At 63.9% G+C, this 22,282-nt stretch carries 18 protein-coding genes; 8 read left to right on the forward strand and 10 right to left on the reverse strand.

Going from position 1 to position 22,282, the window contains the following annotated elements; translation table 11 throughout:
- Nucleotides 1-33: 33 nt before the first annotated feature.
- Nucleotides 34-1,116 (reverse strand): hypothetical protein, encoded by a 1,083-nt coding sequence (locus IVB05_RS00515; protein ID WP_247782522.1) that lies wholly within the window; start codon nt 1,114-1,116, stop codon nt 34-36.
- Nucleotides 1,117-1,468: 352 nt separating this feature from the next.
- Nucleotides 1,469-2,443, reverse strand: coding sequence for an NADPH:quinone oxidoreductase family protein (locus tag IVB05_RS00520; protein ID WP_247782523.1), 975 nt, complete (start codon nt 2,441-2,443; stop codon nt 1,469-1,471).
- Between the two features lie 120 nt (nt 2,444-2,563).
- On the opposite strand from IVB05_RS00520, the gene IVB05_RS00525 reads away from it, so the two are divergent.
- The 7 genes from IVB05_RS00525 to IVB05_RS00555 all read left to right on the forward strand — a co-directional run bounded on the left by IVB05_RS00525 (nt 2,564) and on the right by IVB05_RS00555 (nt 10,594).
- Entirely contained in the window at nt 2,564-3,403 is an 840-nt protein-coding gene (locus IVB05_RS00525) for an SDR family oxidoreductase (protein WP_247782524.1), read from the forward strand.
- 185 nt (nt 3,404-3,588) lie between these two features.
- Nucleotides 3,589-4,230, forward strand: coding sequence for an invasion associated locus B family protein (locus tag IVB05_RS00530; protein ID WP_247782525.1), 642 nt, complete (start codon nt 3,589-3,591; stop codon nt 4,228-4,230).
- A gap of 215 nt (nt 4,231-4,445) precedes the next feature.
- A complete protein-coding gene (gene rlmN, locus IVB05_RS00535; protein ID WP_247782526.1) occupies nt 4,446-5,663 on the forward strand; it encodes a 23S rRNA (adenine(2503)-C(2))-methyltransferase RlmN in 1,218 nt (405 codons plus the stop codon).
- A 103-nt stretch (nt 5,664-5,766) separates the two neighbouring features.
- Nucleotides 5,767-6,258 (forward strand): hypothetical protein, encoded by a 492-nt coding sequence (locus IVB05_RS00540; protein WP_247782527.1) that lies wholly within the window; start codon nt 5,767-5,769, stop codon nt 6,256-6,258.
- A 109-nt stretch (nt 6,259-6,367) separates the two neighbouring features.
- Nucleotides 6,368-7,129 carry a phosphatase PAP2 family protein gene (locus IVB05_RS00545; protein ID WP_247782528.1) on the forward strand — a complete coding sequence of 254 codons (762 nt, stop codon included), beginning with the start codon at nt 6,368-6,370 and terminating at the stop codon, nt 7,127-7,129.
- 214 nt (nt 7,130-7,343) lie between these two features.
- Entirely contained in the window at nt 7,344-8,681 is a 1,338-nt protein-coding gene (gene argG, locus IVB05_RS00550; RefSeq protein WP_247782529.1) for an argininosuccinate synthase, read from the forward strand.
- Between the two features lie 152 nt (nt 8,682-8,833).
- Nucleotides 8,834-10,594: an alkaline phosphatase gene (locus IVB05_RS00555; protein ID WP_247782530.1), complete on the forward strand. Its 1,761-nt coding sequence runs from the start codon at nt 8,834-8,836 to the stop codon at nt 10,592-10,594.
- Between the two features lie 22 nt (nt 10,595-10,616).
- Here IVB05_RS00555 and IVB05_RS00560 read toward each other — a convergent pair whose 3' ends face one another.
- Nucleotides 10,617-11,237, reverse strand: coding sequence for a TetR/AcrR family transcriptional regulator (locus tag IVB05_RS00560; RefSeq protein WP_247787416.1), 621 nt, complete (start codon nt 11,235-11,237; stop codon nt 10,617-10,619).
- Nucleotides 11,238-11,465: 228 nt separating this feature from the next.
- Here IVB05_RS00560 and IVB05_RS00565 point away from each other — a divergent pair, with 228 nt between their 5' ends.
- Entirely contained in the window at nt 11,466-12,422 is a 957-nt protein-coding gene (locus IVB05_RS00565) for a homocysteine S-methyltransferase family protein (RefSeq protein ID WP_247782531.1), read from the forward strand.
- 180 nt (nt 12,423-12,602) lie between these two features.
- Here IVB05_RS00565 and IVB05_RS43450 read toward each other — a convergent pair whose 3' ends face one another.
- The 7 genes from IVB05_RS43450 to IVB05_RS00600 form a co-directional block, all read right to left on the reverse strand.
- Nucleotides 12,603-14,033, reverse strand: coding sequence for an OmpA family protein (locus tag IVB05_RS43450; RefSeq protein WP_346771817.1), 1,431 nt, complete (start codon nt 14,031-14,033; stop codon nt 12,603-12,605).
- Between the two features lie 746 nt (nt 14,034-14,779).
- Nucleotides 14,780-15,010 carry a hypothetical protein gene (locus IVB05_RS00575; protein ID WP_247782532.1) on the reverse strand — a complete coding sequence of 77 codons (231 nt, stop codon included), beginning with the start codon at nt 15,008-15,010 and terminating at the stop codon, nt 14,780-14,782.
- Between the two features lie 293 nt (nt 15,011-15,303).
- Nucleotides 15,304-15,690: a VOC family protein gene (locus tag IVB05_RS00580; protein ID WP_247782533.1), complete on the reverse strand. Its 387-nt coding sequence runs from the start codon at nt 15,688-15,690 to the stop codon at nt 15,304-15,306.
- A gap of 34 nt (nt 15,691-15,724) precedes the next feature.
- A complete protein-coding gene (locus IVB05_RS00585; RefSeq protein WP_247782534.1) occupies nt 15,725-16,552 on the reverse strand; it encodes an FkbM family methyltransferase in 828 nt (275 codons plus the stop codon).
- 252 nt (nt 16,553-16,804) lie between these two features.
- On the reverse strand, nt 16,805-18,799 hold the full coding sequence (locus IVB05_RS00590) for an ABC transporter ATP-binding protein/permease (RefSeq protein WP_247782535.1): 1,995 nt from the start codon (nt 18,797-18,799) through the stop codon (nt 16,805-16,807).
- Nucleotides 18,800-18,976: 177 nt separating this feature from the next.
- Nucleotides 18,977-21,118, reverse strand: coding sequence for a hybrid sensor histidine kinase/response regulator (locus IVB05_RS00595; protein ID WP_247782536.1), 2,142 nt, complete (start codon nt 21,116-21,118; stop codon nt 18,977-18,979).
- A gap of 282 nt (nt 21,119-21,400) precedes the next feature.
- A complete protein-coding gene (locus IVB05_RS00600) occupies nt 21,401-22,186 on the reverse strand; it encodes a succinate dehydrogenase iron-sulfur subunit (protein ID WP_247782537.1) in 786 nt (261 codons plus the stop codon).
- Nucleotides 22,187-22,282 lie beyond the last annotated feature (96 nt).

The following is a 22,282-nucleotide window of genomic DNA, read 5'->3' on the forward strand; positions in this document are numbered from 1 at the left end:
TGGTCTTGAGTAATTCTCTAGTTCAGTAATTACCTAGTTTTGCAGCTGACCGAGCCGCCGCTTCGCGTCCGCCGAGCCGAGCTGGGCGGCCTTCTGATACCAAACCCGTGCCGCCGCCGGATCGGGCGTGACGCTCCGCAAATCCTGGCTGCCCAGTACCAGCGGATCATACGTTCCCGCCAGCATCAGCGCCGCTTCCGCCTCCTGCGCGTCCGCGGCCCGTTCGAGCAGCAGGCGGGCGGAGGTGATGTCGCCGATCGAAAGCAGGCTCTTCGCCCGCTTCAGCAGCACCGCAAGCTCGTCTGGATCGATGCGTCTTGCCGGAGCCGCCTCACGCGTCACCACAGGAACAGGCTCACGAACGGCCGGAGCAACCGCGACCACCGCGGCCGCCGGCGTTACCGCAGCGACCTCGCGGGCAGCGTCGCGCGCCACCGGCTCGGGCACTGCGACCTTGCCCTTGAGCGCGCTCTGATAGGCGGCAGCGATTTCGTCGCGCGTCGGCGATGCCGATGCCAGCGCGTTGGGCGGCGTGCGGCGAGCGGCCGCAACCTCCGCGCCGGTCGGTTCGGCGGCCAGCGGCGGCGCGGCAATGCGCTGCGGCTGCGCAGGCTCCGGCATCGCCGCGGCAAGTTGAGCGGGCGGCGGCGCGCTGCCACCACCGCCACCGCCGAGCGAGGCGTTGAAGATGACGGCACGGGTCGAGTCGATTGAAAACAGCGCGAGAACGGCCGCTATCGCCGACACCACCACGACGCCGGTTACGATGCGCCCCGCGCGCGGTTTCTTTCGGCTGCCGCTCGCGAAAGTATATTCGGAAAGCGCCTGATGAGCCTCCTCCTCATAGTTGGAGAGGAAAAGCGGCACCGGCTCGTGTGCCGGCAACTCTTCCTGCAGCGCATCCGTCCGATCATACTGCAGCGCAAAGGGCTGCTCATATTGAGGCTGCTCGTACTGGGGCTGCTCATATTGAGGCTGCGGCTCGTATCGTAGCTGCTCTCGTAGCTGCGCGTATCGAGATTGATCAGCTTCATACAACCGAGGATCGCTGATGGCTTCGTCGAACCGGTCGAACGGATCTCTCGGCTGAGTCGGCAGCCTGGTATTCTCGGCCATGGATGATGCTCCCCACTACTGAACGCAACTACGGGCGTCCCCTGCACCTACTTCTTGCTTTTGTTGACGTACAGGAGCCCCTTAACTGATGGTTAAAGTCGCACACGGAATGGGCTCAAAAAACGACGGCGGACAGTGCGAATGGGGAGATATCTTGGTAAGATTGAGGCAAAGAAGCGGCATAAGGGGGTTTTGGAACACGCATTGTTACCGAGAAATGATCTCGGTGAGATGACATGGAGGCACGCGTCACATAGCGACGCACCTCTGCGGCCCGCGCATCGCACGGACCCTTTGCACATCCTCAAGCGCCGACAATTCAACAATTCAACGGATGATCCGGCATCTCCTCTCAGGGATGCAGGATCACCTTGCCCATCGCCTTGCGGCCGGCGAGCACCTTCAGCGCTTCGGCGGTTTGTGCCAGCGGGAAGGTGCGGTCGACATGCGAGGAGATCTTGCCTTCCGCAGTCCACTTCACGAGCTTTTCCAGGTTGGCGCGGTTCTTCTCCGGGTTGACCCTGGTCCACGCGCCCCAGAACACGCCGCGGATATCGCAGCCCTTGAGCAGCGCGAGGTTGAGCGGCATCTTCGGGATGTCGCCGGCGGCAAAGCCGATCACCAGGAAGCGCCCCTCCCATGCAATGGCGCGCAGCGCCGCCTCGGCGTAGCTGCCGCCGACGGGATCGAAAACGATGTCGACGCCCTTGCCGCCGGTCAGCCGCTTCAGGCCCTCCTTCAGGTCTTCCTTGGCGTAGTTCAGCGTGAGTTCGGCGCCATGCGCTTTGGCGAATTCGAGCTTCTCGTCCGACGATGCGCAGGCGATCACCTTCAGGCCCATCAGCTTGCCGAGTTCGCAGGCCGCAAGTCCGGTGCCGCCGGCAGCGCCCAGCACCGCAAGCGTCTCACCGGCTTTCGGGCTGGCGCGATCTTCCAGCGCATGCAGCGCGGTGCCATAGATGATGATGATTCCGGCGGCGCGATCGAAATCCAGATTGTCGGGAATTTTCACGATCGTGTTCGCCGGCAGCGCGATCTTTTCGCGTGCGCCGTTATGGCCGCAGGACGCCACCACGCGGTCGCCGACCTTCAGGTCGGTGACCCCGGCACCGACACTTTCGATCACGCCGGCAACCTCGGCGGCCGGCGAAAACGGGAATGGCGGCTTGATCTGGTACTTGCCCTGGATCATCAGGATGTCGAAGAAATTCAGCGCTGCGGCCTTGATCGCAATCACGGCCTGTCCCGGTTCGGCCACCGGATCGGGCACGTCGGCCAGCACGAGGTCGTCGGGTTGGCAATATTGCGAACAGAGAATGGCTTTCATGGGCGCACCTGATTTCGGACCGGGAAAAAGAAGAGGCTGGATGCTTCTTGCCGGATTTGAAGGCAGGCTACAATCCGATTCAGGCGCATGACCTTATGGTGATCGAAGGGGATTCAAACGATGTTTGAAAAGGGCTTGCTGGCGGGAAAGCGGATATTGGTCACCGGTGGCGGTTCGGGGCTCGGGGCTGCGATGGGACACCGCTTCGTCGAGCTCGGCGCCGAGCTGATCATTTGCGGCCGGCGGCTCGAATTGCTGGAGGCGACGGCAGCAAAGATGCGCAGCGAACTCGGCGGCAAGGTTGGCGTGATCGGCTGCGATATCCGCGACGGTACTGCGGTCGATGGCATGATGGAAGGGATATGGCGCGAGGCGCCGATCGATGTGCTGGTCAATAATGCCGCCGCGACATTCATCGCGCAGACCGAACATCTGTCGTCGCGGGCGGCGGACGCGATCCTGGCGCCGACACTGCACGGTACAATGTATTGCACGCTCGCCGCGGGCCGGCGGTGGATCGAAGCCAAGCGCAGCGGCGTGGTGCTGAGCATCCTCTCGACCTCGACGATCACCGGGCGCGCTTTCACGGTGCCTTCGGCGATGGCGAAATCCGCCGTGCTCGCGATGACCAAAAGCCTTGCGGTGGAATGGGGACCCAAGGGCGTGCGCACGGTTGCGATCGCGCCCGGCGCGTTTCCGACACCTGGAGCTTCAGGTCAGCTCCGCCCCGAGGGCCGCGATGAAAGCTGGGCGCAGCGCAATCCGCTCGGCCGCGCCGGCGAGCATGGTGAACTTGCTGACCTGGCGAGCTTTCTGATTTCGGACCGGGCCGGCTACATCAATGGAGAGATGGTGGTGCAGGATGGCGGCGCCCATTTGCGCAGTTCCGGCGCCGAAGATCTGTTGCAATGGACCGATGCGCAGTGGCAAAAGCAGCGCGAGCGTCGTCCCAAGGGCTGAAACCGAAGCCTGCGTTTTGATTCGCCAAAGGGATCGTCAAAGGATCTTGGGGCGAGGCGTCGCCACGGCGGTGAGCAACGCTGTAACTGCCTTCCCAAAAAAGCATTTCCCGGCTATCCATCCCCGGCGGCGCGAAGCGCTCTCGGGCCATCTTGCAGTCACAATGATGAGGGAACCAGTTGTCCGTGTTGCGAATACTGACATTTCTGGTTGCGATTGCGGCGTTGTGTGGGGCGGCATCCCTCGCACAAGCACAGAGCGCTGCTCCGAAGGGCGCCAAGGATTCGGCGAAGGAAGCGGCCAAGCCCGCGCCTGCACCCGCGGCAAAGCCTGGGGCCAAACCTGCGGAACCGGCCGCCGCGGCTGCTGCTGGCGGGGCGGAGCCCACCTTGATCGGTCAGTACGGTACCTGGGGCGCCTACACGGCGACGCCGGCGGGCAGGAAGGTCTGTTTCGCGTTGGCGAAGCCATCGTCATCCAAAACGAATCCACCGAATCGTCCGCGCGATCCTGCCTACGCTTTCGTCTCGACGCGCCCGGCGGAAAAAGTCATCAACGAAGTTTCGATCATGATCGGATACGCGCTGAAGCCGGGTTCGGAATCCTCTCTTGAGGTCGGCGGCTCGGCCTATGCGATGTATACCCAGGGCGACGGGCTCTGGATCAAGAACGCCGCGGAGGAAGAGCAGATGGTCAGCGCCATGCGCAAATCCGCCGAAGTCACCGTCAAGGGCGTTTCGGCCAAGGGCACCGAGACCACGGACGTCTTCTCGCTGAAGGGGCTGGCCCAGGCGCTCGACCGGCTGGCGCAGGACTGCAAGCGCTAGCGCATGATCCGGAAAAGTGGTTTCCGGTTTTCCGAAGAGATCATGCCCAAACAACGGCTTTTAAGCCCAGAATGACGTTGTTTAGGGGGCCTGAAAGGCCTATTTGAGTGCTACCTCGTAGAGTGGGCAAAGGCGCGTCGCGCCGTGCCCACCATTAACGTTTATGGTGGGGACTTCGCATTGCCCACCCCACGTATCTCAAGAACAGAAACACAATGACCGTCGCTTCAATCGAGAGCAGTTCCTCGGCTCAGGCTCCCCTCGAGAAGGTTCCGCTCGAAACCTATGTGCCGCCGGCAAAACCTTCGCTGATCGGCCTGTCGCGCGGCGAGATCGCCGACCGGCTGGGCGAGATCGGCGTTGCGTCCGCGCAGCGCAAGATGCGCACGCAGCAGCTCTGGCACTGGATGTATGTCCGCGGCGCCAAGGCGTTCGACGAGATGACCAGCATTTCGAAAGAAATGCGCGCGCAGCTGGAGCAGCATTTTACCGTCGATCGCCCCGAAGTGGTGGCCGAGCAGGTTTCCAACGACGGCACCCGCAAATGGCTGTTGCGCCTGCCGAGCGGTGACGCGTTCCAGAAAGCGCATGAAGTCGAGTGCGTCTACATTCCCGAAACCGATCGCGGCACGCTCTGCGTCTCCTCGCAGGTCGGCTGCACCCTGAACTGTTCGTTTTGCCACACCGGCACACAGCGGCTGGTGCGCAATCTCACGGCGGGCGAAATCGTCGGCCAGATCATGGTGGCGCGCGACCGCCTCAACGACTGGGCCGACCGCGAGACGCCGACCGGCAGCCGTCTCGTCACCAACGTCGTCATGATGGGGATGGGCGAGCCGCTCTATAATTTCGACGCGGTGCGCGATGCGCTGCTGATTGTTGCAGATAACGAAGGCATCGGCATTTCCCGCCGCCGCATCACGCTGTCGACCTCGGGCGTGGTGCCGAACATCATCCGCACCGGCGACGAAATCGGCGTCATGCTGGCGATCTCGCTGCATGCGGTGCGCGACGAGCTGCGCAACGAGCTGGTGCCGCTCAACCGAAAATACCCGATTGCCGAATTGCTGCAGGCCTGCCGCGATTATCCGGGCTCGTCGAACGCGCGGCGCATCACCTTCGAATATGTGATGCTCAAGGGCATCAATGATTCCATGGATGACGCCAAACTGCTGGTGAAGCTGCTCAAGGGCATTCCGGCCAAGATCAATTTGATTCCGTTCAACCCGTGGCCGGGCACAAAGTATGAGTGCTCGGACTGGGAGCAGATCGAAAAGTTCTCCGAATATATCTTCAATGCCGGCTACTCCTCGCCGGTCCGCACGCCGCGCGGCCGCGACATCCTCGCCGCCTGCGGTCAGTTGAAGTCGGAGACCGAAAAACTGTCCGCGCGCGAGCGCCAGGCGCTGCGCGCGATGGCGATGACGGATTGAGGATGAGTCCCGCCTTCGCTGTTCGAGCTACGGCGGACAAGTCGTCGCTTGCGCTCCCTTGCGCAAACGCTTCGCGTTTGTCGCAGGCAATGACGGTGTAGGCATGGCGCTAATCGGCCGCTTCTTCGTCATCCTGTTCGCCTTCCTCGCCGCCTGTTTCGTGGCGGGGATGATCGTGGTCGGCGCGGTGCTCTACCCCGAATTCAGCGATCTCGGCGGCGGGCCGATCGATCAGGGCGCGATCAACGTCGTGCTCGGCTTCGGCTTCATCTTCCTGTCCGGCTTTGCGCTGCTGCCGGCGCTGATCGTGGTCTTGATCACCGAGGCCTTCTATATCCGCAACGTGCTCGCTTATGCGGTCGGCGGCGCGATCGTCGGCGCGGCCTGCTATCTCGGCCTTATTCCGTTCGATCCGGACACGCTGCGTTTCGATGGCATCGTGCACCGCCATCTCGAAATCATGACCGGCGCGGGCATCGTGGCCGGCCTGATCTACTGGATGATCGCGGGCCGATCCGCCGGCGCCTGGCGCGAACCGAGACCTCCCTTGCGGCCACCGCCGCCATTGCCCTCGCACTCGCGGCCGCAGGCGTGAACCAGAGCGCAGCCGTCATTGCGAGCCAACGGGTCGCGCGAATGCGCGCCCCGTTGGCTCGTAATGACGGGGGTTTTCATCGCCAACCGCCTCGGCTAAACCCCGCGCCATGAACCGGACCGGACTTGTTATCGCGTTGGGCATATCGCTCGTCATCGGCCTGCTGTTCGGGATTTTCCCCGAACTCGACCTGAAGCTGGCGGGATTGTTCTACGATTCCACCAGCACATCGTTTCCGCTGAAGCAGAACGGGCTTGCCGGCTTCGCGCGCGATGGCGCGATGTGGATTGCCTGGGCGCTGGCGCTGCCGGCGCTGATTGCCATCGTGGGAAAGCTGGTGCGGCCGGACCGGCCGATGCTGGTTCCGGGGCGCGCGGCGGTGTTTCTTTTGGTCACCATCCTGCTCTCCGCCGTCGTGCTGACCAATCTCACCTTCAAGAGTTACTGGGGGCGGCCGCGGCCGGTGGTTGTGACGGAGTTCAACGGCCCCTGGCAGTTCGTGCCGTGGTGGGACCCGCGCGGGGAGTGCGGGCGTAACTGCTCATTCTTCTCCGGCGAGGGCGCCACCGCGTTCTGGACCTACGCACCCGCAGCCCTGACCCCGCCGGCGTGGCGGCCCTTGGCCTATGTGGCGGCGACCGCGTTCGGGGTCGCAACCAGCGCGTTACGGATGGCGTTCGGCGGGCATTTCTTTACCGACGTCGCCGCCGCGGGCCTCGTCAGCTTTTTCGTGATCTGGCTCTGCTATGCCTGGATTTACCGCTGGCCGTCGACCCGGCGGTCGGATGAGCAAATCGAGGCCGCGCTGGCGCGCTGGGGCTGGCCCGGCTACCGGCTGTTGCAGCGCTGGCGCGGGCGCGAAGCCGGATAATCCGATCCCAGCCGCCAGACGTCATTAAACGCGTGCCCATCAGCGCGAAATTTGATATTCGCGCCCCCAAGCCGCTAGAGCATTATCGGTTCTGATTGAATCAGAACCGAAGCTCTAGATTTTTGTTTTGACGCGTTTTCTTCACGCGAACCGGTACCCACTTCGCTCGAAAACGCTATAACGACATCCGCCATTTCGACCGATTGGAAGCTCGATGAGTACGATTCTGAAAAGCCTGCCCAAGGGGGAAAAAGTCGGCATCGCTTTCTCCGGCGGTCTCGACACCAGCGCGGCGCTGCTCTGGATGAAGCAAAAGGGCGCGCGCGTCTTTGCCTATACCGCCAATCTCGGCCAGCCCGACGAGGCGGACTACGACGAGATTCCGCGCAAGGCGCTCGAGTTCGGCGGCGAAAAAGCCCGGCTGGTGGATTGCCGCACCCAACTGGTCCACGAAGGTATCGCCGCCATCCAGTCCGGCGCCTTCCACATCTCGACCGGCGGGATCACCTACTTCAACACCACGCCGCTTGGCCGCGCCGTGACCGGCACGATGCTGGTTGCGGCAATGCAGGAGGACGGCGTCAACATCTGGGGCGATGGCTCCACCTACAAGGGCAACGATATCGAGCGGTTCTACCGCTACGGCCTGCTGACAAATCCGAGCCTGCGGATCTACAAGCCCTGGCTCGACCAGCTGTTCATCGATGAGCTGGGCGGCCGCGCGGAAATGTCGGCGTTCATGTCCGCAAATGGATTCGCCTACAAGATGAGCGCCGAGAAGGCGTATTCGACCGACAGCAATCTGCTCGGTGCAACCCACGAGGCCAAGGATCTCGAGCGCCTGGACCGCGGCATCAAGATCGTCAATCCGATCATGGGCGTGCCGTTCTGGCGCGACGACTGTGCCGTCAAGGCCGAAACGGTCGCCGTGCGTTTCGAGGAGGGCCAGCCCGTCGCGCTGAACGGCCAGACGTTCACGGATCCGGTCGCGCTGTTCCTCGAGGCCAACGCCATCGGCGGCCGGCATGGCCTCGGCATGAGCGACCAGATCGAGAACCGGATCATCGAGGCGAAGAGCCGCGGCATTTACGAAGCGCCCGGCATGGCGCTGCTGCACATCGCCTATGAACGTCTGGTAACCGGCATCCACAACGAGGACACCATCGAGCAATATCGGATCAGCGGCATGCGCGTTGGCCGGCTGCTCTACCAAGGGCGGTGGTTCGATTCCCAGGCCCTCATGCTGCGCGAAACCGCCCAGCGCTGGGTGGCGCGCGCCGTCACCGGCGAGGTGACGCTCGAGCTGCGCCGTGGCAACGACTACTCGATCCTGAACACCGAGAGCCCCAATCTGACCTATCAGCCGGAGCGGCTGAGCATGGAGAAGGTGGAGGATGCGGCGTTCACGCCGGCGGACCGTATCGGTCAGCTGACGATGCGCAACCTCGACATCACCGATACCCGCGCCAAGCTGGATCTTTACGGCAAGACAGGCTTGCTATCGAGCCGGGAAGGCGCCGACATCTTCAAGCTTGAGAGCGACAAGGATTGAATCGCGGCGCGTAGCGGTCGTTGCCGGCATTGATTGTAACGGGGACGTCATTCGGGAGCGGTAGGATATAGAGTGGGCGCATGCCTTGCCCCGGGGGCCGGTAGCTTGCCGCCAGGGCGCGCCTTACTCCGAATCCGACCCGGTGACGCTCCATGATTAAATTCTTCGCTGCCGCGACCCTCATTGTCCTGCTATCGGGATTCCCGGCCGCTGCCCAGACCATCTACCCGATCGACCGCGCGGCGATTCTCGCTGGGGCGCGCTTCGACTTCAAAGTCGAATTTCCGGATCGCATCGATCCCGCAAAATTGAAAGTCACCGTGAACGGCCAGGACCATGCCGCTGCCTTCGGCCAGCCCGGAACGTTCGTGGAGCGCGAAGACGGCAAGGATCAGTCGGCGCTGACGCTTCGCGGCGTCACCCTGACCAAGCCGGGCAACGTCACAGTGGAAGTCAGCGATGGCGCGCGCAACCGCACCGTCGGGTGGACGGTCTACGATACCGGGCCGCGCAAGGCGAAGAACGTCATCCTGTTTATCGGCGACGGGCTCTCGCCGGCGCATCGCACGGCTGCCCGTCTGCTCTCCAAGGGCATTGCAGAGGGCAAGAGCCTCGGCAAGCTTGCGATCGACGACATGCCGCACATGGCACTGGTGGCGACCGCAGGCTCGGATTCGATCATCACCGATTCGGCGAACGCCGCCAGCGCCTACGCCACCGGCCACAAGACCGCGGTCAATGCCATGGGTGTCTATGCGGACCGCACTGCAAGTCCGTTCGATGACCCGAAGGTGGAGACCATTGCGAGCCTGGCGAAGCGACGGCACGGCATGGGGATCGGCATTGTCACCAATACCGAAATCGAGGATGCGACGCCGGCGGCGATGGTGGCGCACACCCGTCGCCGCGCCGCCTATGACGAGATTGTCGAACAGTTTTTTGCAGCCAAGCCCGATGTATTGATGGGTGGCGGAGCTGCGAATTTCCTTCCGCAAGCCGCCCCCGGGTCCAAGCGCAAGGACGACATCGATTATGTCGCCAGATTCCGCGACGCCGGCTACTCGGTTGCGACGACAAAGACCGAACTCGATGCGGTGAACGCCAAATCCGACACGCGCCAATTGCTCGGCCTGTTCGCCACGGGAAATATGGACGGCGCGTTGGACCGCAAATTTCTCAAGGGCGGCGGCGTCAAGAAATTTCCCGACCAGCCCGATTTGACCGAACAGGTGCAAACCGCATTGAACGTTCTCTCGAAGAACGATGCTGGCTTCTTCCTGATGGTAGAGTCCGGGATGATCGACAAATACGCGCATCTGCTGGATATGGAGCGCGCGGTCTACGACACCATCATGCTCGACAACGCGGTCAGCCTTGCGCGCAAATGGGCACTGGCGCGTGGCGACGACACGCTTATCCTGGCAATTGCGGACCACAACCATCCCAACAGCCTTGTCGGGACGATTAGCGACGACATGACCACGACGCCTAATGTGCCGCTCCGCGAGCGCGTAGGCGTGTACGAAAAAGCTGGATTCCCCAACTATCCAGCCCCCGATGCGGATGGCTATCCATCGCGCATGGATGTCAGCCGCCGGCTCGCGATCTTTTCCGCCAGCCTGCCCGACCACTACGAAACCTTCCGTCCAAAGCTCGACAATCCCAACGAACCGACCGTGAAGGCTGACGAGCCCGGCGCGTTCAAGCCCAATGACAAGTACAAGGATGTTCCAGGCGTCGTACTGCGTTTCGGCAATCTGCCCGCGATGATGGGTGCCAGCGTGCATTCGGGAGAGGATGTCATCCTGACGGGGACCGGTCCGGGCAGTGAACGGATTCACGGTTCTATGGATAATACCGATGTATTCCGCGTCATGGCGGATGCGCTCGGCCTCGCGGCCGCGGGGCAATAGCGTCGCGCAAGCGCTCCTTGCATCAGGAAAGCGGCGGCGCCGCAAACATCAGTTTGACGCAGCTCCGAAAGATCATGATCTGCCGTTCGAGTCGGCTCGGATCGTTCAGCGTCTTCGACATGATGATGGCGCCGTCGACGATGCAGGACAGCATGTCGGCGACGTCATCGAGGTCGACCGGCTCCCGCGGTGGATAGACCGCGGCGATGCCGTCGAGGATTTTGCGGAAGCGCGCGTTCCAGTCCCGCACCGACTGCGCGGTCAGTTCGCGCACTTCGCGATCGAACAGCCGCTCCTGATAGCAGATACTGGCAATCAGGCAGCCGGGATGGCCGTTCGGCAGGTCGGACATCGTCTCGGCAAGCAGCTTCAGCGAGATAAGGAACGCCTGCAGCGGATCGTCGGATAGCTGGTGGCCGCGCGCGAAGATTTCGTCGAAGAGCTGATCGTTGGTCGCGACATAGCGGCGGAGCATCTCGCGGGCGAGCGTATTCTTGTCCTTGAAGTGGTAGAAGAAGCCGCTCTTGGTGAGCCCGGCCTCGGCGATCACTTCGTCGATCGTGGTCGCGCCAAATCCCTTGGCGAGTACGGCGGCTTCCGCGATCTCTAGAATTCGCTCGCGCGTCGCTTCGCCCTTGCCCATCCGCTTCTCTAAAACTGCACTCACGGTACGGTTTCTCCATTGCCGACGGTACGGAGGTTTTGCGGCTCCACCGCAACCATTTGAATTCGTATCATTTTGTCGCGCCGGGTTCATCCGCACCACGAGCCGCCTAGGAAGCCGCGACACTATGAGGCACCAACATCGCCCGACCCAGACCGGGGCGGGCAAGACCTACTGACGGCTGGAAAAAGCTCCGGAGATGTTGAGATGGCCAAATACAGAGACGATCTTCCGCAACGGCGTGGCGGCATTTTCCTTACCGATGGCGGCATGGAAACGACGCTGATCTTTCAAGAAGGAATCGAACTGCCGCATTTCGCCGCCTTCGTGCTGCTCGACAGCGCGGAAGGCCGGCAGCAATTGAAGCAGTATTACGCCAGCTATCTTGCGGTCGCGCGCGATCATGGCACAGGCTTTGTGCTCGACAGCCCGACCTGGCGCGCCAATCCGGATTGGGGGGCCAAGCTCGGTTACGACGCGTCCGCGCTCAAGGCGATCAATGTCCGTTCGATTGCGTTCCTGGAGGAACTGCGAGCGGGCTGGGAACGGCCAGGCGCGCCTTGCGTCATCAGCGGCGCCATCGGCCCGCGCGGCGACGGCTACAAGGCGGGCAACATGGAAGCCGCGGAGGCCGAGGCCTATCATCGGGCGCAGATCGCGGCCTTCGTCGAGGGCGGCGCCGACATGGTCACCGCCTATACGCTCACCAGCATCAATGAAGCCATCGGCGTCGCCCGCGCAGCCCGGTCGCTGGGAATACCAGCAGCGATCTCGTTTACCGTGGAGACCAATGGTCGTCTGGTGAAGGGTGAAACGTTGCGGGAGGCGATCGAGACCGTCGATCGCGAGACCGATGGTGCGCCCGAATACTTCCTGATCAACTGCGCCCATCCAACGCATTTCGAGGATGCCTTGAAGGCTGGCGAGGGCTGGACGGAGCGTATCCATGGCGTCAGGGCCAACGCCTCGACGAAGAGCCATGCCGAGCTCGACGAATCCGAAACGCTCGATTCAGGCGACCCTGCCGATCTTGGGCGGCGTTACCTGAAGCTCAGGGGAGCGTTTCCGAAGATGCGCATTCTCGGCGGCTGCTGCGGCACCGATCATCGGCACGCCGCGGCCATTTGCGACGCCTGCGTGCCGCCGCGGGCGCTCAGCGCCTGATAGCGTTTTCGAGCGAAGCATGCCCTCGGACTTGATCCGCGGGTGGATACGCGGTTCGCGTAGCAATCAAGCTTACGCAGATTGCGTAGCCTCATCTGCGGCAGAAAATGCGTCAAAACAACAAGCTCAACAAAAATGGCCGGGATTGCTCCCGGCCATTTTCATTTGCGACGACCTGTCTTATCGGCGCGGCGGCGCGGTGCCGGGCGGGGGCGGCGGCAGCGACGCCTGACCGCCAGTGAGCAGCGGCGTGATGTTGCGGATGGTGACGCGCCGGTTGATCGGGCTCGGCCCGTCGACCGGCTCCTTCAGATACTGCTCGCCATAGCCTTGCGAGGTCAGGTTTTCCGCAGGCACGTTGAACTGCTGCGTCAGCAAGGTGGCCGCGGACTCGGCGCGCCGATCCGACAGCGACAGATTGTCGACATCGTTGCCGACCGCGTCGGTGTGGCCCTCGATCAGGAACACCGCGCGCGGATTTTCCTGGATCGCGCGGTTGAGGCCGTCCGCGATCGCCTGCAGCTTCGCTGCCTGATCGGGCGGGACTTCCCACGATCCGGTTTCGAAGTTGATGGTGTTGACGTCGATGCTCGGCATCCGCTGACGCACCGTGGGGCTGTAACGGATTTCGTCCAGCGAATAACGCCGTTCGATCCGTTCCACCGGTGGCGCCATCATGGTCTCGTAGAGCAGTTCCGGCGACGCCTCCTCGGCGTCGACGATGTAACGGTTGTAGGGAATGCGGACCACCGGCGGCGCCAGGTTGACATAGAACCCGCCGCCCCCGCGCGGATCGCGGTAGCTGTTGTCGATGATGATGATCTCGCGGCCACGCTCGTCGCGGCGGATACGGCGCATCAATTGACCGTCGCGGCCGGTCACGGTGATCACCTGCGTGCCGTCAGGCCTGATCACGACGGTGCGGGTCTCGCCACCGACGGTCTGGGTCTGGATGTCACGCGCGCCGTAGCGGAAACGGTCCACCTCGCTGTGACGGACATATTGCTGTCCGCCGGGATCGCGAATGATGATCCGGCCGGGCTCGGTGATGATGGTGCGGCCGCCCTGCTGGCTCTCGCGACGCTGGCCGCGGAAGTCGTCAAGGCGTTGCGGTCCGGACGGTCGCGTGCCCGGGGCAATGGCTGTGATTCCGGCTGCCGGCGGTGGGGCTGCCGGCAGTGGTGCGGTGACCTGAGGTGCCTGGCGGAAGGCCGGCGCGACGGTCGGCGGGGCGTTCTGTACCCGGCCAGCCGGCGGCGCGGCGTTCGGCGTGCCCGGCACGGCGGTTGGCGCCGTGGGGGCCGCACCTCCCGGAGCCGTGGGAGCAGCCGCCGGCGGCGTCGCGCCCGGGGGGGTGCCGGCACTCGGCGCGGCAGGCGGCGGCGCGCCGGGTCGTCCCGGCGGCGGTGTGGTCGGCGTGGTGGTCGGGGCGCCCGCACTCGGAGGCGTCGCCGGTGCGCCGGGACGCGGCGGTGGCGCCGTCGTCGTGCCTCCGCCAGGTGGCGGGGCGGCCGTCGGCGGCGCTGTCGGAGCGGGCGTGGTGGCAGGCGCCGGCGCGGTTGTGGGTGCCGGAGGCTGCTTGGCGCCAGCCGGCGGGGGCGGCGGCGGCACAGGTGATGGTGTCGCCTTCTGAGATGAAGGCGGCGGTGGCGGTGGCGGTGCGGCAGGCTGCTTCGGCGCAGCAGGCGCGGCTGCCGGCGGAGGAGGCGGCGGCGGCGTCGGGCGCGAGGGTGCAGCCGCAGGAGGCGGCGGGGCGGAGTCGGTGCCTTCGAGCAGCAGCCGGGGAGGCGGCGGAGGAGTCGGTGCCTTCGGCGCAGCAGCCGGGGAGGCGGCGGCGGTGTCGGGCGCGGGTGGTGCTGCCGCCGGAGGTGGCGGGGTGGCGCTGGACGCGGTGGCGGAGCCGCAGCAGGCGGTGGCGGCGGAGGGGCTGCTGGACGCGGAGGTGCAGCGGCCGGGGTGGCGGAGGAGCCGGCGCGGGCGCCTTCGGTGCGGCAGCCGGCGGCGGAGCACCCTTCGGCGCCTCCTTGGGCCTACCGCCCGGGGCTCCTTCTTCCCTTTCCTTGGCTTGCGCCACGACAAGCGGCGCGGTCTGCGCATGCGATGCGAAGGTCGCGAGCTGCGTCGCCGTCAAAGCAGTCGTGGCGAGCAGCAGGATGCGAAGGTTTGTCATGATGTCCTTGGTCCCCGAAGAAAGGCCTGACAGCAACGGAACGGCCTTCATTGACATGTCAGTTGGTCGATTGAGCGGCTAATCATTAGGCCGGATTGTGGCGGCCTACAAATGGTCGGATGCTTTTTATTTCATAAGCACAATGGGTTGCATGCGGCATTGTTCATTGTGCGTTCAGGCGAGATACTCATCCGGCACCCGGATCGGTGGCAGGATTAGGGGTGCGAGGGCCGTTCGGCCCGCGTATCGGTAACTCATCCGGCATCTTGCCCGGCAACTCCTGCGGTTGTGGTGGTTGACCGGGTTCACGGAGTGGTGGTGGCACCTCCGGACGAGGATTGCCCGGAGGGCTTTCCGGCGGCGGCTCGGTCGGTTGTCCTGGTGTCGCCGGCGGTATCTCCGGCGGTTCAATCGGCATCACGTCTCCCGAAGTTTCAACTCCAGGAACAACAACGGCGATACCGGCGCAAAGTTCCCGCGCGCCTCGCTAATGGAACCGACCAGAGCGTTTCCCAGCGAAGTGGGAACCGGTTCGCGGCAAGGAAACGCGGCAAATCAAAAATCTAGAGCCTCGTTCCGATTCCATCGGAACGGGGCTTCTAGAGCATGATCCGGAAAAGTGGGTACCGGTTTTCCCTCGCGACAAACGCGGGACGCGTTTGCGCGGAGATCATGCTCAAATCATAGAGATAGAGCGGGATGACGATTCGGCTAGGCCGGCGCGTGACAGACGGCTTCGATGTTGTGGCCGTCGGGGTCGAGCACGAACGCGCCGTAATAATTCGGATGGTAGTGCGCGCGGATTCCCGGGGCGCCGTTGTCGCGCCCGCCGGCGGCCAAGGCTGCCTTGTAGAATGCGTCCACCATGGCACGGTCCTTCGCCACGATCGCGACATGGAGCGGCTTGTCCAATCCGCCTTCGCCGCCGATCCAGAAATCGGGCTTTCCATCGGCGCCGAAACCTGCTGCGGGATCGTGGCCGTGTTGCTCCTGCGTGACTTCCATCACGAGGGTGTAGTCGAGCGGCGCCAGGGCCTTCAGATAGAAGGCCTTGGAGCGTTCGTAGTCCGAAACCGGAAATCCGACGTGGTCGATCATCAAGCTCTCCCGCGGTTTTGAGGAATGGGGAAATTCAGCCTCGCGCCAGCAGCGTATTGCTGCGGGTCTTGCCCGTCTCGATATAACCCCGCGCGCGCATGTCGGCGATGCAGTCGTCCAGCCACTCGTCCTTCGACAGATGCTCGATCACGATCGCGCGGGGCCACAATGCCTGCGGTGCTTTGGCGAAGAAGCCGGTCAGCACGCGATCCTCAAAACCCTCGACGTCGATCTTGAGCGCGTCGACATGCGAGACCCCGGCCTCTTCGAGGATGCGCTGCAGCCGCAGCGACGGCACCTTGATTGCCTTGGCGGAGGCTTCGCCCGACACGATGTGGCTGGCGCCGAGATTGTCGCCATCGGTTTCGATCAGCAATTCGCCATCGTCAGGACCGGCGGCGGCCGCGACCAGTCGCACCTGGGCGTAACCGGAGGCTGTGTTGTTGAAGGCAAGCCGCGCGTGAGTCACCGGGTGTGGCTCGATCGCGATCACCTTGCCGCCGGCGCCGACATGACGCGCCAGCGCAAGCGCATAGGTGCCGACATTGGCGCCGACATCGACGAATACGCCGTCGGCGGGCACATGCGCGCGCAAAAAATCCAGCTCCTCGATGTTGTAGGCGGGGTTGAACAGCGCGCCGCGCTCGGTGGCACTGGCCTGATGGTAGAAGCGGAACGAGGCGCCTTGGTATGGCACGTCGACCGGACCCGCGCGCAGCAGATTCACCAGCCGCGACAGCCAGGGGCGGAACGCGCCGCGCTTCAGCCGCGTGCGGTGGGCCAGCGAAATGATCGCGGCCTGCGCCGCATTCGGGGCGAACGCGCCGAACGGCGCGGGAGAAGGATCGTTGTCGGGCGTCAAACGTGTGTCCTCGGTGAAGCGGCGCATGCATAGCCGGTTTTGCGGAAGTGAAACAGGTTCAATTGTTGGCGAGTTTGACCGGCTCGTCGTGCCACGAATGGGGTATGTCCAGCATGCTGCGGCCTATCCACGTCATTGCGAGCGAAGCGAAGCAATCCATAGCGCGGCAAGCGGAGAGGTGGATTGCTTCGCTGCGCTCGCAATGACGGCTGGATGGATCGTGCGCATCCCTCAGGCAAGAGACGAAAAATACTACGCCGCCTTCTTGGCGGCTTTCCGATGGCGCAGGAATCGTCCGAGCAGGCGTCGCCTGCCCCTGCGCGGGATCAGGTTGACGTCGCTGACGAGCTTGGCGCCGCCCTTGCGCCGCTCGAGCACGATCTTGCGGCTGTGGAATGCCTCCAGCTCGGCGCGATGGGCCACGCTGACGATGGTGGCGTTCGGCAGTTCGCCGATGACGATCTCCATCATCTTGTCCTGGCTCTTTTCGTCGAGCGCCGACGTCGCTTCGTCCAGCACCACGATGTCGGGGTTGTGGAGCAGGAGGCGCGCAAACGCCAGCCGCTGCTTCTCGCCGCCGGATAATGTTTGGTCCCACGGTCCCTCTTCCTCGATCTTCTCCTTGAGATGGTCGAGGCCGACCTTGTGCAGGGCGTCGCAAATCTGCTCGGTGAGCCAGTCATCGGCCGCGCCGGGATAGGCGATCGCGCGCCGCAGCGTGCCGGACGGAATGTAGGGTTTTTGCGGCAGCATGAAGAGCCGGCGGTCGGGGTGGAAGTTGACGCTGCCGCCGCCCCATGGCCACAGCCCCGCCAGCGCGCGCACCAGCGTGCTCTTGCCGGTGCCGGATTCGCCGGCCACGAGCACGCGCTCGCCGGGTTCGATCACGATTTCGGTTTCGCCGACAACAGCGGTACCGTCATCGAGCGTCACCGAGAGATCGTTGAGACTCAGCATGGCGTCGCCTTTGGTCTCGCCGCGTTCGATGCGGCCGAAGCCGTCGCCCTGCTCGGCGCGTTCGAGGCCATCGAGTGACATCATCAGCGAGGCGATGCGGCGGGCGCAGGCGTTCCAGTCGGCAAGCCGCGGATAATTGTCCACCAGCCAGCCGAATGCCGTCTGCACGATAGTAAAGGCAGACGCCGCCTGCATCACCTGGCCGAGCGTCATGCTGCCGTCGAGATATTTGGGCGCGCACAACAATAGCGGAACCACCGGCGCAATCAGCCCGGATCCCTGCGACACCACCGTAGTGCGCATGTGCTGGCCGGCAAGCCGCGCCCACTGCCGCAGCACTTTCGTGAAAGTCTTGTCGATGCCGTCGCGCTCTTCCTCCTCGCCGCCGAGCAGTGCGATGCTTTCGCCGTTCTCGCGCACGCGCGTCAGCGCATAACGATATTCGGCCTCGGCCTGGTTCTTGTCTTCGGAAACCTGCACGAAGCTTCGTCCGATCGTCATGATCGAGCCCGAGGCGATCGCGGCGTAAAGCACGGCGGCAATGACGAGAAAGCCGGGAATGGTGATCGTCGAACCCGCGAGCGTCACCGTCAGCGCGCCGCCGATGGTCCAGAGCACGACGATGAAGGTGGCGGCCGACAGGAACGCCGATGTGACGCCGGCAACGAAATCCACCGGCGAGTCGGTCGCGATCCTCAAATCCTCGGCGATGCGGTATTCCGGATTCTGGTGGTCGCCGCCGACAAGGTTGAGCTGATAGTAACGGCCGCTGGCCAGCCAGCGCGATATCACCGCATGCGTCAGCCAGGCGCGCCAGCGGCGCTGGATGCCCATGCGGGAGAAAACCTGCGCCACGCCGAGCAGCACACTGCCGATCGCCAGCGGAAAGAACACCGCGGCAAGGTAATACACGGTCGCGGAATCGCGCTTCTCGATGGCGTCGAAGATCGCGCGATTCCAGACATTGATGCCGTACTGAAAGCCGACATTGGCGACGATCAGGAGCAATAGCCCGATCGTAAACAGCCACGCCAGCCGGTCGCCGCTTCTGCTCCAGTATCCGCGCGCGCTGATCCAGAACCGCGTCAGCAGATAATCCTTGCGCGCCTGCTCGGCTTCCTCAGGCGACAATTCCGGATCGGGCTCTACGACCTCCGGCGGTGGCGGTTCGACGTGATCGCCGCCTTCTGCGGTGACTTCAGCGAACTCTGATTGCTTTTCGGACTCAGGGGAGTTCTTCGCGGCTGATTTTTTCCCGGACGGTTTGGGCTTTGCGTCGGATTTGGCCATGGCCTGATAACGGGAAGGAAATCAGATGGTTCCTTGGGAGCTCCGAGCCAACGGGTCGCGCGAATGCGCGCCCGATGACAGGCTCCGCGAAGCAATCCATCTTTCCCCGTGCGAAGGAATGGATTGCTTCGCTTCGCTCGCAATTGACGGGGAAGGTCGCAATGACGGGAAAGCGGTTCAAATCACTTCGTTGGCACGCCCCACCTTGCGCAAGCGGCCGACCCGGTGCAGCACGCGCGAGAGCTGCTCAACGGAATAGGGCTTTTGCAGCAGATCAAAACCGTAGCTGCCGTGTTCCGACAGCACGTGGCTGTAACCGCTGGTCAGCACGACCGGCAGGTCGGCATGGCGGCGGCGGATTTCCTGGGCGAGTTCGATGCCGGTCATGCCCGGCATCACCACGTCGGTGAACACGACATCGAAGCGATCGGCGCCGGCGGCCAGCTCTTCGAGTGCATGCGCGGCGCTGCCGACCAGGCGGGTGGTGTAGCCGAGATCGGCCAGTGCGTCGGTGGCAAATTGCCCGACCTCGGCGTTGTCTTCGACCACCAGCACCGATATCCCGCGTCCGTCGAGCGTTCGTGCATCTTCCCCCGGCAGCTGTCGCGATTTCCCGCTGCCGGCGGTGCGCGGCAGATACAGCGTGAAGATGCTGCCTTTGCCCAGTTCGCTGGCGACCGCCACTTCGCCGCCGGATTGCTTGGCGAAACCGAATACCTGCGACAGGCCGAGCCCGGTGCCATGGCCGGCCTGCTTGGTCGTGAAGAAGGGTTCGAAGATGCGTTCGAACTGATCCGGCGGAATGCCGCTGCCGGTGTCGGCGACGGATACGGCAACATAGCCATATGGATTTTGCGATGAGGGTGCGGCGTTGGGCAGGCTGGCCGCCATTCCCACTGCAATCGTCAGCCGTCCACGGCCCTCCATGGCGTCCCGCGCGTTCACGGCCATGTTGATAACAGCGGTTTCGAACTGGCCGGCGTCGGCATTGACGAAGCATGGTTCTTCCGGGCCGAGGATGACGATCTCGATGCGCGAACCGATCAGGGTGCCGATCATTTCGGCCAGCGTTTGCACGCTTCGTCCGACCTCGAACACCTCCGGCTTCAACGTCTGCCGCCGCGCGAAGGCCAGCAACTGCCCGGTCAGCTTGGCGGCGCGGGTCACGGTATCGGAGATCGCCTCGATATAGCGCAGCCGCCGCGGCTCCGGCAGGTCGGGCCGCCGCAACAGGTCGACGGAAGCGCGGATCACCGTGAGCAGATTGTTGAAGTCGTGCGCGACGCCACCGGTCAGCTGGCCCAGCGCCTCCAGCCGCTGGCCGTGTTTCAGCGCTTCCTCGGCCACCTGCCGCTTCTCGGCCTCGAAATAAAGATGCCGGGTCCGGCGCAAGGCCAGCCCCAGCAGGGCAAACAGCAGCGCGGTGGCCGGCGCGCCGAAGATCAAATGCTGGCTCATGGTGGAGAGCCAGCGCGCGCGTATCGCCGAGGTCTCGAGGCCGGCGCCGACATAGAGCGGGTATTCGGCGAGCCGCCGATAGCCGAGGCGGCGTTCGATGCCGTCGGTCGGCGACGTCACCGTGATGAGGCCGGCCGTTGGACTGGCGGCGATTATTTTCCCGATCGGCCCCTTGGGGTCGAGACGGATGTCGCGGTCGATGGCGGGGAAACGCGCCAGCACGGTGCCGTCCGTCCGGCCGAGCGCGAAGTAGCTGCCAGGCTCGCGGCCGATCCGGGCGTAGTAATTCTCGAAATATTCCGGGAACACGGAAGCCTGCAGCACGCCGGCGAAGCTGCCGTCCTCGCTCGGGCGGCGTCTGCTGACGCCAAAGAACGCAGCACCTTGATAGGGCGGCCGCGGCTTCAGCGCTTCACCGATATAGGTTCCGATATCGCTAGCGGCGTGGGCCCTGAAATAGTCCCGGTCGGAAAAATCGATCCCCGGCGCCGGGACGACCAGGCTGTTGACGAGCGCGTGGCCCCTGGCGTCGAAGATCCAGGCCGATTTCACCTGCGGCAGGGAGGCGACCAGTTGTTTCAGCCGCAAATGCAGCAATTGCTCGCGCGCGACGATGTCGGCATCGGGAACGTCGCGGATGATCTCGGCGATCTCCGACAGGCTGCGGTCGATGGTCTCGAATACTTTCAGCGCATGTTCGTGCGCAACATCCAGCGCGCGCTCGATCTCACGGTCGGCGGTTTCGCGGATCGAGACCCAGGAGATGGCGGATGCAAATACAAACAGCGCCAACGGAAGGGCCAGCGAAGCGACCATCATCCATTGCAGCAGTCTCAGCGAATTACGTTGCGCAGTCTGCACGGGCGCTCCGACTCCGCGCCGAGCTTAACGCAATCCTTGGTTGGGAATAAAGCGCGTGGAGAGCGGAACTTTCTGCCTCCCCGGATGGCGTTAATGCGGATCGATAAATTGATAATCATTCGCGTCCGGCCGGCCGAGAGTAGCCGTCCGAAGGGCGGCGTCGCTTCCGGGCATGATCGCAGCCCCGTAGCCCGGATGGAGCGAAGCGCAATCCGGGACAGGTCAATCCGGCTGTGAGAACCCCGGATTTCGCTGCGCTCCATCCGGGCTACGGCATCGCGGCTAGATCTGCCGCTCGACCATCTTCAGCTTGAGTTCGGCGATGGCCTCGGACGGGTTGAGGCCCTTCGGGCAGGCCTTGGCGCAGTTCATGATGGTGTGGCAGCGGTAGAGCCGGAACGGGTCTTCGAGGTTGTCGAGCCGTTCGCCGGTGGCCTCGTCGCGGGAATCCGTCACCCAGCGGTTCGCTTGCAGGAGCGCGGCAGGCCCCAGGAAGCGGTCGCTGTTCCACCAATAGCTCGGGCAGGAGGTCGAGCAGCAGGCGCACAGGATGCACTCATAAAGGCCGTCAAGCTTTTCGCGGTCCTCGTGGCTCTGCTTCCACTCCTTCTGCGGCGTCGGCGTGGTCGTCTTCAGCCACGGCTCGATGGAAGCGTACTGCGCGTAGAAATTGGTGAGGTCGGGGACCAGATCCTTGACGACCGGCTGGTGCGGCAGCGGGTTGACCTTCACGGCGCCGCCCGCGGCCACGTCGTGCATCGACTTGGTGCAGGCCAGCGTGTTCTGGCCGTCGATGTTCATGGCGCAGGAGCCGCACACGCCTTCGCGGCAGGAACGGCGGAAGGTCAGCGTCGGGTCGATGTTGTTCTTGACCCAGATCAGGCCGTCCAGCACCATCGGCCCGCAGTCGTTGATGTCGACATGATAGGTGTCGACGCTCGGGTTCTTGCCGTCGTCCGGGTTCCAGCGATAGACCCTGAACTCGCGCGTCTCGGTCGCGCCCGCCGGCTTCGGCCAGGCCTTGCCGCCGGTGATCTTAGAGTTCTTGGGAAGCGCGAATTCAGCCATATGTCCTGCCTCTACGGTTCTCCTCGTCATTGCCGGGCCTGTCCCGGCAATCCATCCTCTCTCGAAGATGGAGGCGCCGATCAAGTCCGCGCATGA

The sequence above is a fragment of the Bradyrhizobium sp. 170 genome, assembly GCF_023101085.1.
Taxonomy (GTDB): Bacteria; Pseudomonadota; Alphaproteobacteria; order Rhizobiales; family Xanthobacteraceae; genus Bradyrhizobium.

Bases quoted from the DNA above. Each gene is read 5' to 3' on its own strand.
- IVB05_RS00600 (WP_247782537.1), bottom strand. From the start codon at position 22,186: ATGGCTGAATTCGCGCTTCCCAAGAACTCTAAGATCACCGGCGGCAAG.
- IVB05_RS00555 (WP_247782530.1), top strand. From the start codon at position 8,834: ATGATTAAATTCTTCGCTGCCGCGACCCTCATTGTCCTGCTATCGGGA.
- IVB05_RS00580 (WP_247782533.1), bottom strand. From the start codon at position 15,690: ATGATCGACCACGTCGGATTTCCGGTTTCGGACTACGAACGCTCCAAG.
- IVB05_RS00520 (WP_247782523.1), bottom strand. From the start codon at position 2,443: ATGAAAGCCATTCTCTGTTCGCAATATTGCCAACCCGACGACCTCGTG.
- IVB05_RS00575 (WP_247782532.1), bottom strand. From the start codon at position 15,010: ATGCCGATTGAACCGCCGGAGATACCGCCGGCGACACCAGGACAACCG.
- IVB05_RS00515 (WP_247782522.1), bottom strand. From the start codon at position 1,116: ATGGCCGAGAATACCAGGCTGCCGACTCAGCCGAGAGATCCGTTCGAC.
- IVB05_RS00560 (WP_247787416.1), bottom strand. From the start codon at position 11,237: ATGGGCAAGGGCGAAGCGACGCGCGAGCGAATTCTAGAGATCGCGGAA.
- IVB05_RS00540 (WP_247782527.1), top strand. From the start codon at position 5,767: ATGGCGCTAATCGGCCGCTTCTTCGTCATCCTGTTCGCCTTCCTCGCC.
- IVB05_RS00565 (WP_247782531.1), top strand. From the start codon at position 11,466: ATGGCCAAATACAGAGACGATCTTCCGCAACGGCGTGGCGGCATTTTC.
- IVB05_RS00525 (WP_247782524.1), top strand. From the start codon at position 2,564: ATGTTTGAAAAGGGCTTGCTGGCGGGAAAGCGGATATTGGTCACCGGT.
- IVB05_RS00590 (WP_247782535.1), bottom strand. From the start codon at position 18,799: ATGGCCAAATCCGACGCAAAGCCCAAACCGTCCGGGAAAAAATCAGCC.
- IVB05_RS00545 (WP_247782528.1), top strand. From the start codon at position 6,368: ATGAACCGGACCGGACTTGTTATCGCGTTGGGCATATCGCTCGTCATC.
- argG (WP_247782529.1), top strand. From the start codon at position 7,344: ATGAGTACGATTCTGAAAAGCCTGCCCAAGGGGGAAAAAGTCGGCATC.
- rlmN (WP_247782526.1), top strand. From the start codon at position 4,446: ATGACCGTCGCTTCAATCGAGAGCAGTTCCTCGGCTCAGGCTCCCCTC.